This window comes from Bacteroides salyersiae WAL 10018 = DSM 18765 = JCM 12988 (assembly GCF_000381365.1).
GTDB classification, from domain to species: domain Bacteria; phylum Bacteroidota; class Bacteroidia; order Bacteroidales; family Bacteroidaceae; genus Bacteroides; species Bacteroides salyersiae.
Genome location: NZ_KB905466.1, coordinates 508,951 through 523,717, shown reverse-complemented (window position 1 = coordinate 523,717; position 14,767 = coordinate 508,951). Strand labels below are relative to the sequence as shown.

General features: G+C 38.9%; 10 protein-coding genes and 1 tRNA gene. All 11 read left to right on the top strand.

What is annotated here, in order from left to right:
- Window positions 1-138: 138 nt before the first annotated feature.
- Complete coding sequence (locus HMPREF1532_RS02015) at window positions 139-1,479, top strand: tetratricopeptide repeat protein (protein WP_224202817.1); 1,341 nt, start codon at window positions 139-141, stop codon at window positions 1,477-1,479.
- Between the two features lie 323 nt (window positions 1,480-1,802).
- Complete coding sequence (locus HMPREF1532_RS02010; RefSeq protein ID WP_005924111.1) at window positions 1,803-5,126, top strand: SusC/RagA family TonB-linked outer membrane protein; 3,324 nt, start codon at window positions 1,803-1,805, stop codon at window positions 5,124-5,126.
- Between the two features lie 16 nt (window positions 5,127-5,142).
- Window positions 5,143-6,699, top strand: a complete 1,557-nt coding sequence (locus tag HMPREF1532_RS02005; RefSeq protein ID WP_005924109.1) for a RagB/SusD family nutrient uptake outer membrane protein — start codon at window positions 5,143-5,145, stop codon at window positions 6,697-6,699.
- Between the two features lie 21 nt (window positions 6,700-6,720).
- Window positions 6,721-7,608: a zinc-binding metallopeptidase gene (locus HMPREF1532_RS02000; RefSeq protein ID WP_005924107.1), complete on the top strand. Its 888-nt coding sequence runs from the start codon at window positions 6,721-6,723 to the stop codon at window positions 7,606-7,608.
- Between the two features lie 10 nt (window positions 7,609-7,618).
- A complete protein-coding gene (locus HMPREF1532_RS01995; RefSeq protein ID WP_005924105.1) occupies window positions 7,619-8,917 on the top strand; it encodes a DUF4302 domain-containing protein in 1,299 nt (432 codons plus the stop codon).
- A 90-nt stretch (window positions 8,918-9,007) separates the two neighbouring features.
- Complete coding sequence (locus tag HMPREF1532_RS01990) at window positions 9,008-10,255, top strand: hypothetical protein (RefSeq protein WP_005924102.1); 1,248 nt, start codon at window positions 9,008-9,010, stop codon at window positions 10,253-10,255.
- Window positions 10,248-12,368 carry a M43 family zinc metalloprotease gene (locus HMPREF1532_RS01985; RefSeq protein ID WP_005924100.1) on the top strand — a complete coding sequence of 707 codons (2,121 nt, stop codon included), beginning with the start codon at window positions 10,248-10,250 and terminating at the stop codon, window positions 12,366-12,368. The genes HMPREF1532_RS01990 and HMPREF1532_RS01985 overlap by 8 nt, the downstream gene beginning before the upstream one ends.
- Window positions 12,369-12,546: 178 nt before the next feature.
- Window positions 12,547-12,634: transfer RNA gene (locus tag HMPREF1532_RS01980), tRNA-Ser, on the top strand.
- A 486-nt stretch (window positions 12,635-13,120) separates the two neighbouring features.
- Window positions 13,121-13,657 (top strand): RNA polymerase sigma factor, encoded by a 537-nt coding sequence (locus tag HMPREF1532_RS01975; protein WP_005924097.1) that lies wholly within the window; start codon window positions 13,121-13,123, stop codon window positions 13,655-13,657.
- Between the two features lie 4 nt (window positions 13,658-13,661).
- Window positions 13,662-14,027: a hypothetical protein gene (locus HMPREF1532_RS01970; RefSeq protein WP_005924095.1), complete on the top strand. Its 366-nt coding sequence runs from the start codon at window positions 13,662-13,664 to the stop codon at window positions 14,025-14,027.
- A 25-nt stretch (window positions 14,028-14,052) separates the two neighbouring features.
- Window positions 14,053-14,595 carry a hypothetical protein gene (locus HMPREF1532_RS01965; protein ID WP_005924093.1) on the top strand — a complete coding sequence of 181 codons (543 nt, stop codon included), beginning with the start codon at window positions 14,053-14,055 and terminating at the stop codon, window positions 14,593-14,595.
- Window positions 14,596-14,767: the final 172 nt, after the last annotated feature.

Below are 14,767 nucleotides of genomic sequence, written 5' to 3'. Positions count from 1 at the left end.
ATATGGTTAGTTCTGTTTTTGCTTTTGGGACAGAAAGTTTGGGCTGTGCCGTTAAGTGATATTTCGTTGAAGTTAATGTGTGATAGTCTTGCCGGGTTATTGGATTCCATTTCTTATTGTAATAACAATGGAGATTTGATGAGAGGAAGTACTTTCAATAAAGAGGCATGGGACTGTTATGAAAGTATTCCTGCAAAACAAAAGCAGAATAAAACAGTTAGAAATATCTATTATCAGTTACTCAGTACTTCGGCATGGAGTCAAGCGTTGACGAAGAATTACTCTCAGGCCGAGTATAATTATACAAGATTAGTGCAGGAATTGCCGGATAGCGCTTATCATAAGAGAGCTATGGCTTACATGGGGTTGTCTTCCACATACGGAATGCAAAAGATGTATGATTTATCAGAAAAATACGCATTGTATTCCCTGCATGAAGCCGAACAGATTGATGATACTGAAGCCATGTTTCATGCTCAGTCCAATTTGGGGGATATTTATGTGGAAACTGAGCAATATGCAAAAGCATTGGAGAAATATCTGGAGACTCGAAGATTATCTGTTATTTTAGAGAAGCATGAAGCTATCTCTACCGGAAATCTTGCTCTTGCATATTATCATCTGGGAAAAAAAGGATTAGCCGAGCAATATTTTATTGAAAGCCTTGCGATGTCTAAAGAGGAGGCTCCAGTAGTGTATTCTATTATTCTGACCGGGTATTGTGAGTTCTTAATTGATAATAAAGAATATGAAAAGGCTCGTTCACTCGTCATGGAGGCTATTAAGAGTTCTAAATATACGCAATTGGATGAGTATAATGTTAAATTCTTACGGATTCTCTCTGAATTGGAAGAGAAAGAACACTTTTCAATAAAGGGTTGTCTTTGGATAGTAACTTTATTATTATTGGTTTTTGTTTTCTGCAAATGGAGATCGGCTGTTAAAAAGCAGAAAGAAGTAATACGAGGCGTTGGAACAGAAATGGAGGTGGAAACTCCTTTGAGTGACAGTGATTCCAATGGAGAGAATGGTGAATCTTTGTCCGAATCGGGTAATGGAAATGATATGTTGTTGAAAACGATGGCTTTGACTGAGATAATGCCCCAGTTCTGGAAAATCGTGACACGTATTAAAAGTATGGCTGGAAGCAAATCGGATGTATTGAAAGGGATAAAGGAAATTGAAGATATATTGGGGTTTCTGACCCCAGAGAAGTTGGGAAAAGATTTTGCATTTTATGTGGAACAAGAAGCGCAGGACTTTTATAATAAATTGAAGAAGAAACATCCTGATTTGAGTATATTGGACTTACGCTTGTGCATATTAATAAAATTAGGTTTGAATACAAAGGAAATAGCCAACTTAACCAATAAGTCGGTACGAGGGGTAGAAAGCGGAAAATTTCGTTTAAAGAAGAAGCTTGATTTAGATACTTCAAAGGATATTTATGATTATTTATTGGAGATAGAACAAAGTTGATGATGAATTTCAAGATGTTCTTTTATGGATTTGACAGGCAAATCGTATCTCTTTTAATGAATAAAAACACACTTCCGGAAAGAACAAATATATATCGGAACGAGAATATAACTTGATTTTTTTTGAATCTATATAATACTGTTTATTAAGTGATTATATCCCATGTGCGTAGTTTTGAAGTATATTCTATTATATTGAAAGTAGTTATAAATACAACAAAAATATTCTCGGGAAATCAGATGGGCTATATTTGCGTTCATTAACAGAAGAAGTCGTATAATTGACACTTTTTCTCTCTTTGAAAATGAACCAAAATAGTTAATATGAAAAAGAAACTACTGCTACTACTATGCTTTTGTTTGATGGGAGTTAATTTGATAGTGGCCCAAATTTCAAAAGTTACAGGTGTTATAACCTCAGCTGACGACGGTCAGCCCGTTATTGGTGCTTCCGTATTAATTAAGGATACGGGGATCGGTACAGTGACCGATATTGATGGTAAATTTGTTTTATCTAACATTCCGTCCAACGCAAAAAAAATCCAGATTTCATATGTGGGCATGAAACCACAGGAAGTGTCGATTAAGCCTAATTTGATAATAGTGCTTGAATCGGATAGTGAGATGATTGATGAAGTCGTGGTGACCGGTATGCAAAAAATGGACAAACGTCTTTTTACCGGTGCTTCAGATAAATTGTCGGGAGAAGCTACTAAGTTGGATGGTATCCCGGATATTAGCCGTGCTTTGGAAGGGCGTTCTGCCGGTGTTTCCGTACAGAATGTTTCCGGAACATTTGGTACTGCTCCCAAAATCCGTGTACGTGGAGCAACCTCTATTTATGGTAGCTCTAAGCCGTTGTGGGTAGTAGATGGAGTTATTATGGAGAATGTGACAGAAGTCAGCGCTGATGAACTTTCTTCCGGTGATGCGGAAACGTTGGTCAGTTCGGCTATTGCCGGTTTGAATGCCGATGATATTGAAAGTTTTCAGATATTGAAAGACGGTTCGGCTACTTCCATATATGGTGCCCGTGCAATGGCAGGTGTAATTGTGGTAACGACAAAGAAAGGTAAGTCCGGTATTAATAAGATCAGTTATACGGGAGAGTTTTCCATGCGTATGAAACCGAGTTACCGTAACTTCAATATTATGAACTCCCAAGAACAGATGGGAGTATATAAAGAAATGGAGGCCGGTGGTTATTTGAAATTTGCCGAATCTTATCGTGCGGCCAACAGTGGTGTTTATGGAAAAATGTATCATTTGATGAATACTTATGATCCGGTCACAGGACAATATATGCTTGCTAACAAGCCGGAAACAATGAACGCCTATCTGCGTGATGCCGAATACCGGAATACGGATTGGTTCGATCTTCTGTTTTCTAATAGTGTTTCTCAGAATCATGCAGTCAGCATGTCGACCGGTACTGATAAAGCTTCCTATTATACATCACTTAGTGTATTGAATGATCCGGGATGGTATTCTCAAAGTTCAGTTCAACGTTATACAGCCAACATGAATGCGCTATATAATATTTTTAAGAATTTCTCTTTGAATCTGATCGGTAATGTCTCTTATCGTAAACAAAAGGCTCCGGGAGCATTAGGCTCACAAACAGATCCTGTCAGTGGTGAGGTGAAACGTGATTTCGATATCAATCCGTATTCATTTGCTTTGAATACATCGCGTACATTGGATCCGGATGAATATTATGTACGCAATTATGCTCCATTCAATATTTTTCACGAATTGGAAAATAACTACATGGATTTGAATGTGGTTGATATGCGTTTTCAGGGTGAGGCGAGATGGAAAATTATTCCGAAAGTAGAAGTGTCGGCTTTGGGAGCTTACAAGTATTCTACCACAACCCAGACTCATTCGATAACGGATCATTCCAATCAGGCTTGGGCATTTCGTGCTATGGACGATGCGACTATGCGTAACGCCAATCCGTGGTTGTATACGGACCCGGATAATACAAATTCATTGCCGGTAAGCGTACTTCCTGTGGGAGGTTTTTATCGTGAAACGAAATACGGCATGAGTAGTTATGATTTTCGTGCTACTATGACTTACAATGATGTATACAAAGATGATCATATTTTGAATGTATTCGGTGGTATGGAATTGAATGGTACCGATCGTAGTAGGAGTTGGTTTAACGGTGTCGGTATGCAGTACGACATGGGAATGCTCTCTAATTATGATTATCGTTATTTTAAACAAGGAAATGAGGAAAATACCGCTTATTATACTGTGAGTCGTACGAAATCCCGTGAAGTATCATTTTTCGGTACAGCTACTTATTCATATCAAGGAAAATACACAATAAATGGAACGATGCGTTATGAAGGCTCTAATAAATTGGGAAGAAGCCGTTCAGCGCGTTGGTTACCTACATGGAACGTTTCGGGGGCATGGAATATGCATGAAGAAAGTTTTTTTGAATCATTACGCCCATCTCTCTCTAACTTTACACTGAAAGCGTCTTACTCTTTGACTGCTGACCGTGGCCCCGCTAACGTAACGAATTCTTTGGCTGTCATTATGGGGTATAATCCTTGGCGACCTTTATCGAGTGTCAATGAATCCGGATTGCAGATTACCGATTTGGAGAACAGTGAGTTGACCTATGAGAAGAAACATGAGTTGAATATTGGCGCAGAAGTGGGATTTTTGGAGAATCGGATTAATCTGGCGGTCGATTGGTATAAACGTAATAACTATGATTTGATCGGTTTAATAAATACCATGGGTGTAGGTGGCCAGGTTTCAAAATTAGCCAATGTAGCGAGTATGGAATCCCATGGAGTGGAATTTACTTTATCCACTCGTAATATAAGTACAAAGAATTTTAAATGGACTACGGACTTTATTTTTTCCAATGCAAAAAATAAAGTGACAGAATTGAAGTCGGATGCGAATGTCATGTCTATGATTTCGGGTAGTGGCTTTGCGTTGGAAGGGAATCCGGTACGTTCGTTATACTCTTTGAACTTCCAAGGGCTGAATAAAGAAGGTTTGCCGACTTTTATCAATGAGAAAGGTGAATTGACGGTAACGGATATTAATTTTCAAGAGCGTGAGAATAAGTCACATTTGGTATATGAAGGTTCAACGGATCCTACCATTACGGGTAGTTTTGGTAATATATTCTCTTACAAAGGCTTTAAATTGAATGTGTTCATGACTTATTCATTCGGTAATGTGATTCGTTTGGATCCGGTATTCCATAATGCTTATTCAGATTTGGATGCTACGCCAAGGGAGTTTAAAAATCGTTGGACGGTGGCTGGTGACGAAAAAATAACCACTGTTCCGGTCATTGCAGATTTGCGTCAGAACACGATGAATTCATATTTGAATAAGGCTTATAATGCCTATAATTATTCTACAGAACGTATTGCTAAGGGAGATTTTATTCGTATGAAAGAGATTTCGGTAACTTATGAATTTCCCAAGACAATGGTTTCCAAGTTGAGTTTGAGCAATTTGTCATTGAAGGTACAGGGTACGAATTTATTCTTGCTGTATGCCGATAAGAAATTGAACGGGCAAGATCCTGAATTTTTCAATTCTGGAGGTGTAGCAGTTCCTGTTCCTAAACAATTTACATTGACATTGAGATTAGGTATTTAATAGATTGAAGATAATTATGAAAAGAAATATATTATATATAGCGTTGAGTGGAGTTTTGGCATTGGCTTCCTGTAGTGATTTTCTCGATACTCTTCCGGACAATCGTACCGAAATAGACTCGGCAGACAAAATGGCCAAGTTGCTTGTTTCTGCTTATCCTACTACTACTTATATTATGTTGACGGAAATGTCATCGGATAATGCAATGGATAATGGTATCAGTTATGATTTGATAGGGCAGGAGCAAGAAGAAGCTTATCTGTGGAAAGATATAACCATTGAATCGAATGATTCTCCAAAAATGCTGTGGGATGCTCATTATAATGCCATAGCTGCTGCTAATCAGGTGCTTCAGAAAATAGAAGAAGCAGGGAATCCGGTTCATATGAATGCATATAAAGGAGAGGCATTGCTGTGTCGTGCCTATTCTCATTTCATTTTGGCAAATCTTTTCTGTGTGCATTATAATTCTGCTACCGCTTCTGCGGAGTTGGGTATTCCGTATGCTGTGAAACCGGAAACGGAAGTAAGACCATACTATGAGAGAGGTACGTTGGCTGAGACATATAAGCATATTCAGGAAGATTTGGAGGCGGGGTTGCCATTGATAAATGATGATCTGTATTCGGTTCCCAAATATCATTTCAACATAAAAGCTGCCTATGCATTTGCTGCCCGTTTTTATTTGTTTACCCAGCAATGGGATAAAGTGATTACTGCTGCCGACCGGGTACTCGGCAGTGTACCCAGCAAGGTGTTGCGTGATTGGAGCGCTATCACTAAATCGGCTTCAAAGGATGTGGCTAATGTATACAATGATCCGAAATTGGCTTGTAATTTGATGTTTTTACCTTCTTATTCGAACACTGGTTATGTATTGGGTTCTTACACATTGGGTGAACGTTACGGGCACGGTAATGATATTTTTACAAACGAAACTGTGGCAGCTTATTATAGTGATAATACCTGTCCTTGGGGCAAGTTGGCTATGCTAAATCAGATCAGTGCATTGGAAACCAAGAATAATTTCTTTAAGACTCAGATATATTTTGAATATATCGATAAAGAGAGCGGTGTCGGTTATGTACATTATTTAGATATACCTTTCAGAACAGACGAAACTCTTCTTTGTCGTGCAGAGGCCTATACGGTATTGGGTGGAGAAGAAAATGAGAATAAGGCGTTGGCTGATATCAATATGTGGATTAAGTCGCACAGTACGACTAAAACCTCTACCACTCTACGGGAAATCAACCGTTTCTATGATGGTATAGGTTACGCTTCTGCAGAGAATACTGAGCTACGCAGTATCAAAAAGCGTTTGAATCCTATTGGTTTTGCGATAGAAGAGGGTTCACAGCAAGAAAATATGCTTCAATTGATTCTTCATTTGCGTCGTATCGAATTGCTTCACGATGGTATGCGTTGGTTTGATTTGAAACGTTATGGTATTGAGTTTGCTCATAATCGTGACGGAAATTCGGATATCGTATTGAAGAAAGATGATCCGCGCCGCGCTTTCCAGTTGCCTCAGGATGTTATAAGTGCAGGTCTGCAAGCTAATCCAAGATAAAAAATAAAAAAGGAAAGAACTATGAAATATAATAAGTGGATATTTATTGTAACAGTAATGGCGGGAGTATTTCTTACTTCCTGCAATGAAGATGCATTGAGTGATAACAGCATTTTCGATACGGAAACTCCCGAAAGAAATGAATTTGATAATTGGCTTCTGACGGAATATGTAGATCCGTATAACATTAATTTTAAATATAGATTTGAGGATAAGGAATCCGACCAACAATATAATCTGGTACCGGCGGAGTATGGCAAGTCTGTGGCATTGGCCAAATTGGTAAAGTTTCTTTGGTTGCAATCTTATGAAGAATTGATGGACGACAACGGAGAATTTATTAAAACATATTGTCCGAAAATCATCACTTTGATTGGGTCGAAAGCCTATAATCCGGATTCTCATTCGGTTGTATTGGGAACCGCCGAAGGTGGGTTGAAAGTTGTATTATATAATGTAAATGAGTTGGATACGGAAAATCCGGATGTGGAAATACTGAATGAATGGTATTTTAAAACGATGCATCATGAATTTGCCCATATTTTGCATCAGACCAAGGATTATCCGATAGAATATAATGAAATTACAGTCGGAAAGTATACAGGTCCCAGTTGGACAAACTTGACTGAAGAAGAAGCTTTGGAGTTGGGTTTTATATCTAATTATGCCAGTACGGAACCTCAGGAAGACTTTGTAGAAATGATTGCCAATTATGTGACCCACAATGCACAATGGTGGAGAGAAAGAATGGACATGGCTGGTGATGGGAAAGAGGCCTTACAGCAAAAACTGGAGTTGGTGAAGGAGTATTTAGACCTTTCCTGGAACATCAGTCTGGACGAACTTCGTACTATTGTTCAGCGCCGTTCGGCCGAGATATCTTCCCTTGATTTAAGTAGTTTAAAATAAGATACGAATTATGAAAAGAATAAATTATATATTGTCTTTTTTTATTGCGTTCACTTTGATCGCTTGTTCGCCGGAGGAAAAGGATTTGTTTGACGACTCATCAGCCAATCGTATAGAAGCTTCTTTGGCACAGGTGAATGAGGTACTTTTAAGTGCAAAAAACGGATGGTTGATGAAATATTATCCTAATGCAAATCAAAAGTATGGGGGGTATAACTTGTTCCTGTATTTTTCTGCAGATGGAAAGGTGACGGCAGCCAGTGACGTAGCCGGGGTCGGTGAGAGAATGACAAGTTTATACTCATTGAAACAGTCGGCCGGTGCGGTATTGTCGTTTGATACTTATAATTCCATCATTCACTTTTTTGCCTCACCTGATAGTGGTGTGGGGAGTATAGGAACCGGTATGGAAGGTGACTACGACTTTACGGTTATGGAAGAATGTACTCCGGAAAAAGTTGTATTGAAAGGAACGAAATCCGGTTCATTGGCAGTTATGACTCCGGTAGCCGATGGAGTTGATTGGGATGAATATATAGAGAAGATTTTCAAGATGAATGATATCATGCAAGAATATCCTGCATTCATTTTTGAAGACGGTAGTTATTCACAGGATCTTACTGTTTCTTGGAACCGTTTGGTAATCACCCAAAAAGAGGATGATAATGTTGTATATACATATGCTCCCTTCGTGTTGACATCGGATGGGCTTGAATTTTATCAACCCTTTACGCTGAATGGTAAAACGTTTACTTCATTGGTTTATAAAGATGAGGGGGAAGATAGTTATCTGTATTCACCGGAATATCCGTCTGTACATTTTATACCGGATTATCCGTTGAACGCCATGTTTGTGAATAATGTATGGTATCTTTCATTTAGCGGTCTTGGTCCTGTCGGACAAGGGTTTTGGCAGGAAATTATAGATGCAAACAGTCCGGTCGGAGCTGAAAAGGTACAATATGTAGGATTTGAACCCTATGGGGAAGGCGTTTTAGATTATGTATGGTATACGAATGAGTCTGGATTTGGTTTTTCGGATGCACTGATGTACTATGAATTATCCGGTAAGGATAAAGTAATTATGGAGTACAGTGGATATATGGGTGGGGAGTATAAGAATTTTATTCCGGATGGTTATGCTACGTGGTGGAGTATCATGCTTTTCATGTCGAGAAAACAGACTTATACGATTACTGCGGTTGATGATCCGAGACGTCCGACTAAGATTAAGTTGACACAGGATGATCGTCCTACAAATACAATTATCCTATCCAAGGAACCGATACAGTATCCATTTATTAACTAACTATTTTATATATAATCTTCTGTCTCTACGATCGTAGTGGGGACAGAAGTATAAACTATTTTTCAGTATTAATTTATAAAACGAGGTATTATGAGGAAAACAGTACTACTATTGGGAATGGCATTGATAGCAAGCAGTGCTATGATGGGACAGGTTGTAAACCGGAATATGGCAGCGGCAATAACAAGTGAAAATGCTGAACTTGTTTTAGATTCTGTTGTGACAAAAACAAGGGAAGGCAAACCGAATGCGAAAGTTGTGTACGGATACGATTCGGAAAAGCGCAAAGCATATGAAGTGTCTATCAGTTATAGTGAGTGGTCTACTCCGGCTTATGCACCTGCATATGGAGATTCGATTGAATATACGTATGACCAAGCAGGTCTTTTGTTAAAAGAGTCTACTTATCGTAATAATTCTTACGGTGGTACACCCGAATATCAATTGAACAGTTATATAGATTATGAATATAATGCGAAGGGGCAGTTGATAAAATCAACGACCTATCGGTATAATGACAATATTGAAGCTTTTGTAGATAATTCTATTAATGACTATGAATATCTGGAGGATGGGTCACTGAAAACGAAGATTGAATCGGCTCGTCCAGCCGGTGCTCCGTGGGAAACAGGGATTAAACCTATGGAAAAGAGTTCAAAAACAGAATATATGGAATTTGCCGGCATTGATTTGCCTAAAAAGGCAGAAAATTATTTTTATACAGCAGGAACAGACGGCGAAGAAGGTACTTGGAGGTTAAGTAATTATTCGGTACTCACTTATAATGATAAAAACCTGTTGGCAAAGAGAGAATTCTATAATCAGGATTACCAATCTGGAGATTGGAAATTATATTCGTGGGAATCGTATATTTATAATGATAATGGCCAGGTAACATATAAAGAATCTGCCGGACAAGATTACTCTACAGGTACAATAGAGGTAAATGCAAAAGTGACATATACTTACGATGCAAATAATAATTTGGAAAAAATAACAGGAGAAACCTATCAGTCGTATAAAAATGATTGGGTGCCTAACAACCCTATTACTTATTTTTACAGTCCTTTTGTTCCTACTTCTATACATAACACGGAAACATCACAAAAGACAGATGTATATTATAATATTTCTGCAAAAGAGATATGTGTACAAACGGAAGGTCTTATCAGTGCTGTTTTCATTCATTCTATTGCCGGTTTAGAGTTGATACGTGTGTCAGGATTGAATTCTAATCAGTATGCTTTGAATACAAGTAATTGGGAAGCCGGGTTGTATATTGTTACATTGATTGTTGATGGTAAGATTTATAATGAAAAAATATATATCTATGAATAAATTCTTCTCATATATATTCGCATGTGTAGCCTTGGCAAGTTTCTCGCTTGCCGAGGCTATTGCTGCTCCGACAGATGGAGGGACAAAGCCTTTGGCAGAAATCGGTTCTCATTGGAATTACTGGATTGCCAGAGAATATAGTTATGGATTCCGTAAATACAAAGTAACAGCACATGAACTTATAAAGGCTGCTGTGGATCGTAATGGAAACGGTCAGAAAGATGCCGACGAAGTTGAAGAGGAAATATTGGCGGCAAAAATAGAACTCTGGCGGTATGAAACAGGGCATAATATGTCGGAACAAGGAAAGGCAGTCAAAGAGAGTGGTACGTTTTATGCTTTTAGGGAAGGAAACAAATCATATATTCTTCGCGACGTGGATTTCACTGTTGGAGATATGCCTAAGAAATTCTGGTTTAAATGGATCGATATGGATGCAAAACCGGGAGATGCTTGGGTTATTACCCAGTTCGGGCAGGATGGTAATACGATTTACGACTGGGTGGAGGTCAGCTATAAGAAAGAATTGGATATTGATGGCAGAAAAGTTCCGGTCATTAAATTTGCTCCGACTTGTTATAGCCGTTACACCAAGCCGGAAGATTTTACTGCCCGTATTACACTGAATGGCTTTTTCAATATCGACTTTTGGGAGGTGTCTGGTAGCGGTGCTCCTACTCCTGCGGCCAATGGAGTGGTATACGCTCCGCAAATGTATGAAATGTCTGCCGGAATGTTGTGTGCCCAAGTGAATGGTATGTCATTGGTTACTCCCAATTTGGAGGAATATATGAAGAATAATAACCCTTCTATTTATGAAGATTACGATGATGGTTACTGTGAGTTACTGCAGGCTCCGGAACCTTCTGTTGCCAGAAGTATGAATATGGCAAGTCCGGTTCATATGTCAGACAGTGCGGCGTTTACCGTATCGCCTAAAACCAGAGTAATGTCTCAGCCCATTGCGTCATTAAGTGAGAATGAAGTAATCAAATTGCCGGTAGTAGTGCACGTTGTATACAATCCGAATACTCCGTCAAAGTCTATTACGGAAGCGCAAGCACAAAAAATGATTGATGAGTTGAATAAAGCGTATGGCTCGACTAATGATGCGAGTGTGCGTGAGCAATTTAAAGGTGTAATAGGTAACCCGCATATCCAGTTTGAATTGGCAAAAGTCGATCCGTCGGGGAATGCGACTACCGGGGTGGTTTTCTATCAGACAAAAGAAAATGCTTACCTGTTGGAGGGAACGACGATTTGGGAGAAATATGCTTATAAGTTTAATGATGACTTGTCTCCCCGTAATTGGGATCACAAACGCTATATCAATATTTATGTCGTTGACTTGGGAGGTTGGAATGAACTGAGCACGGTAGGGGGATTTGTTACTAACCCTGAGTCCGGTTCGGCATATCAGGATTATCTGAATTGGGTAGAAAAACAGGATATGACGTTCTGGCAGAACTGGCTTGACTCAGAGGAAGGTTCTATGTTGGATGGTCTGACGGTGGATGTTTATTATACTTTTGGAGGTAAAAATGAAATAAATGATAGAGCGACTTTCAAGACAGCCATTCATGAGTTAGGACACTATTTCGGATTACGTCATCCCAATATTGTCCTTGTAGAAAAAAATGGCATTTATGTTCCGATGGATGATGGATTTGAGGATACTCCATATACTCAGTTTACACAGTATGCTGTGCTTGGTTGTGAAGAACCGGTTTACCAATGCGGACATCTGGTACAGACAGAGAATTATATGGATTATGCTTTGGACTGCGCTTGCATGTTTACAAAAGAACAAGCTGCGTTTATGCGGAAATTTGTACAGGAAACTCGTCCTAATTTAAATTCTACTACAGGGCTGGCTGCTGCTACACAAAATGAAATTAAGGTTTCTCCTACAGTGGCTCGTAAAGAAGTTTTCATAGAAGGAAATTTCACATCAGCACATTTGTTTAATCTGGAAGGGGTTGAAGTCGTCTCGATAGAGGATAATCAGCGAGCTGTTCCGGTTGAGGGTTTAACGCCGGGTATGTATATCTTGCAAGTACATACAGTTTCAAAAGAAATTTGCAAATTTAAGATTATCGTACTTGGGAATTAATTGAGTTGTCCTTAGCAATTAATTGAATTTTCTTTTAGGTACAACATGGTTTATACTCCTTATTTTAGTTTCGTCGGCAGGAGAAATACAATCTTTCTGCTGATAGAGAATTAAAATAAGGAGTATTTTATTGCGAATCTCAAAAATAACCATTACTTTTGCCGCCCGATAACCATAAGGAGAGGTGCTCGAGTGGTTGAAGAGGCACGCCTGGAAAGCGTGTATACCCCTAAAGGGTATCACGAGTTCGAATCTCGTTCTCTCCGCAATAATGAAAGGATCCCCGTAATGCATACCGGCATTACGGGGATTTTTATTGCTCAATTGATATATTATCTGTTTTTATCCCTACCCCCTTCCGCTTTCCTTTGCTCATCGTGCTTTGCGTGCGTAAGAGCTATCTTTTGATAGCTGTCAACGGTAAATTTCTCTTGATTGAAAAGAAAAACTCCGGGTATGATTTGCTTTCTTTGGATCTCTTGGTCTTTTGTACCCCCTTACGCTCTGTAATGTCCATTGGAAAGGCGTTTGCGATATATCGTAAGGGGTGTGATAAAAACTCTCTGTTCTTTTACAGATTCACACGGATCGAATGTTCGAAGTGTTGGATTCGGGTATTCAGTTTGTGTGAATCGGAATTTAGGGAATGTCTATAGATCACAAGTGGAGTTAAGAAATATAAAAACAGACTTTCCTCCTTTTAACTTTCCTCTTTGTTTGAGTTCTAACCTAATAAAGCTCAGAAAATACAAATGATAAACGAAAATAAAATTCGGGAGGTTTGTGCTTCCGATCCAGACCGGGGATTTCGAATGCTGGTAGACAGTTTTCAAGAACCGATATACTGGCACATACGGCGTCTTGTCGTGTCTCACGAAGATGCGGAAGATATTATTCAGGAGGTGTTTATTCGTGTTTTCCGGCATTTGAAACAGTTTCGTGAAGAGAGTTCGCTCGCTACATGGATTTATAAGATAGCCACTAACGAAAGCCTTCGTTTTCTGAAAAGCCGTAAGGCAGAGGTGGTTTCTGCCGAAGAGATACAGGAGGAATTGCTTGATAAGTTGAAAACTTCCGATTATGTAGACTATGATAATGAATTAGCCGTAAAATTTCAAACGGCTGTTTTGAAATTACCTGAGAAACAACGGATTGTATTCAATCTCCGTTATTACGATGAACTGGATTATGAGGCTATCAGTCAGATAACGGGTGATCGGGTGGAAACGCTCAAAGTGAATTATCACTATGCAAAAGAGAAAATAAAGGAGTACATTGTAAATAATTAGAGTTATGAACAAAGAGTTTGATTTTGATGATATCGGAAAACGAATACCTTATAGAACGCCTGAAACTTTTTTTGAACATAATCGGCGTGAAATATTAAAGCATACGTGCGGGGAAGAACGTCATGAGAGAAACCGGTTTCGTGTCATTGTTCCGGCTATACTTGTTGTAGCTGCATTGTTGGTCGGGATTTTATTTATGCCGTTTTCTCATGAGAAAAGCGACATACCCGATGTGTCATCTGCTTTTATACTGATGGCAGGAACGGAATCGGGGAATTTCGAAGCGATGGATAATTTTATTGAAAGTTTGTCGGATGAAGAACTTCAGGAACTGGCCGAACTTTCGGAAACGGATATATTTTTATTTTAATGAATCATTTAAAAAAGGAGAACGAATGATGAAAACAAAGATTATTTTTATGCTTGTGGCTATCTTTGCAATGTATAGCCAATCCGCTTTTTCACAAGAAAGAAAGCGTCCGGACAGAGAAAAAATTCAAGCTATGCAATGCAACCAAGTGGTGAAAGCCCTACTGCTTGACGATGCTACTGCTGCCAAGTTTACACCTGTCTATATGCAATATCTTAAGGAGTTGAGTGAAAGTCGTATCAGCAATTCGAGAAAGCTGAAAGCAAAGGAGACAGCAACGCCAGAAAATGTACAAAAAACGGAACCGAAGTCAATCCCTACGGATGCCGAAGTGGAAAAAGCTATAAAAGACCGGTTTGCACAGAGCCGTAAAATATTGGATATACGTGAAAAGTATTATAATGAATTCCGTAAAATACTTTCTCCCAAGCAAATCATGAAGATTTATCAATTGGAAAAGGGGAATGCCCGTAAGTTTCAGAATGAATGGAAAAAAAGGCAGGGTCAAAAGCCGGGACAACGTCCTGAAGCTAAAAAAGGAAATATGCATCGTAACCATAATAGGTAGTGGAAATAAGTTTGTTTGATTAAAGTGACCCGGATGGATGCAGGCGGATAATTTACTCCGACCGATCCGGGTTCTTTCTTAAATAATAGTTACTTATTATCGTTTTTTTGTTACTTTTGTCACTTTAGTTATTAGTGTTTTTGCTTTCTCGGTTGTATTATATAATAAGAGG